Annotated in this window: 1 rRNA gene; it reads right to left on the bottom strand. The window is 53.6% G+C overall.

Going from position 1 to position 2,183, the window contains the following annotated elements:
• Window positions 1–13: 13 nt before the first annotated feature.
• Window positions 14–2,183: ribosomal RNA gene (locus AB4Z45_RS32880) — 23S ribosomal RNA — on the bottom strand; the annotation flags it as partial.

Raw genomic sequence — 2,183 nt, 5'->3', positions numbered from 1 at the left:
CAGTAAACGTGTTTAGGATAAGCCCTCGACCGATTAGTATTCGTCAGCTACACACATTGCTGTGCTTCCACCCCGAACCTATCAACCTCGTCGTCTTCAAGGGGTCTTACATACTGGGAAATCTCATCTTGAGGGGGGCTTCACGCTTAGATGCTTTCAGCGCTTATCCCGTCCGTACTTGGCTACCCAGCGGTGCTCCTGGCGGAACAACTGGTACACCAGCGGTACGTCCATCCCGGTCCTCTCGTACTAAGGACAGCTCCTCTCAAATTTCCTGCGCCCGCGACAGATAGGGACCGAACTGTCTCACGACGTTCTGAACCCAGCTCGCGTACCGCTTTAATGGGCGAACAGCCCAACCCTTGGGACCTACTTCAGCCCCAGGATGCGATGAGCCGACATCGAGGTGCCAAACCTCCCCGTCGATGTGGACTCTTGGGGGAGATAAGCCTGTTATCCCCAGGGTAGCTTTTATCCGTTGAGCGATGGCCCTTCCATTCGGTACCACCGGATCACTAAGCCCKACTTTCGTMCCTGCTCGACTTGTAGGTCTCGCAGTCAAGCTCCCTTATGCCTTTGCACTCTTCGAATGATTTCCAACCATTCTGAGGGAACCTTTGGGCGCCTCCGTTACATTTTAGGAGGCGACCGCCCCAGTCAAACTGTCCACCTGACACGGTCCCCGAACCGGTTTCACGGTTCTAGGTTAGAACTCCGATACGATCAGGGTGGTATCCCAACGTTGCCTCCACACAAGCTGGCGCTCATGCTTCWWAGGCTCCCACCTATCCTGTACAGATCGTACCAAAGTTCAATATCAAGTTACAGTAAAGCTCCATGGGGTCTTTCCGTCTTGTCGCGGGTAACCTGCATCTTCACAGGTATTAAAATTTCACCGGATCTCTCGTTGAGACAGCGCCCAAGTCGTTACGCCATTCGTGCGGGTCAGAATTTACCTGACAAGGAATTTCGCTACCTTAGGACCGTTATAGTTACGGCCGCCGTTTACTGGGGCTTCGGTTCACAGCTTCGGGTTACCCCTAACCGCTCCCCTTAACCTTCCAGCACCGGGCAGGCGTCAGCCCGTATACTTCGCCTTACGGCTTCATCTTCGGTGGTACAGGAATTTCAACCTGTTGTCCATCCACTACGCCTTTCGGCCTCGCGTTAGGTCCCGACTTACCCTGAGAGGACGAGCCTTCCTCAGGAACCCTTAGGCTTTCGGCGGACAAGATTCTCACTTGTCTTTTCGTTACTCATACCGGCATTCTCACTTGAATACAGTCCACCAGTCCTCACGGTCCAACTTCAATCCGTATTCAACGCTCCCCTACCCAAGTACCWWAYGGTACATGTCATAGCTTCGGTGGTGTGTTTAGCCCCGTTACATTTTCGGCGCAGAGTCACTCGACCAGTGAGCTATTACGCACTCTTTAAATGATGGCTGCTTCTAAGCCAACATCCTGGTTGTCTTTGCAACTCCACATCCTTTCCCACTTAACACACACTTGGGGACCTTAGCTGATGATCTGGGCTGTTTCCCTCTTGACAATGGATCTTAGCACTCACTGTCTGACTCCCGAGTAGCACGTCTATGGCATTCGGAGTTTGACTGGACTTGGTAACCCTTGGCGGGCCCCGCACCCAATCAGTGCTCTACCTCCACGACGCTCATTCCTCGAGGCTAGCCCTAAAGCTATTTCGGGGAGAACCAGCTATCTCCGAGTTCGATTGGAATTTCTCCGCTACCCCCACCTCATCCCCGCATTTTTCAACATGCGTGGGTTCGGGCCTCCAGTGCGTGTTACCGCACCTTCACCCTGGACAGGGGTAGATCACACGGTTTCGGGTCTACGACCACGTACTTATTCGCCCTATTCAGACTCGCTTTCGCTACGGCTCCGTCTTCCCGACTTAACCTTGCACGTGATCGTAACTCGCCGGTTCATTCTACAAAAGGCACGCCATCACCCATTTAACGGGCTCTGACTTTTTGTAAGCGCACGGTTTCAGGTTCTTTTTCACTCCGCTTCCGCGGTGCTTTTCACCTTTCCCTCACGGTACTGCTTCACTATCGGTCACCAGGGAGTATTTAGCCTTGGCAGATGGTCCTGCCGGATTCCGACGGGGTTTCTCGTGTCCCGCCGTACTCAGGATCCGTCTCGGAGGGTGCTTGCTTTCGG

Origin of the sequence: Paenibacillus sp. MCAF9, from assembly GCF_052114265.1 — a bacterium.
GTDB lineage: Bacteria > Bacillota > Bacilli > Paenibacillales > Paenibacillaceae > Pristimantibacillus.
This window is presented reverse-complemented; position numbering and strand designations above follow the sequence as displayed.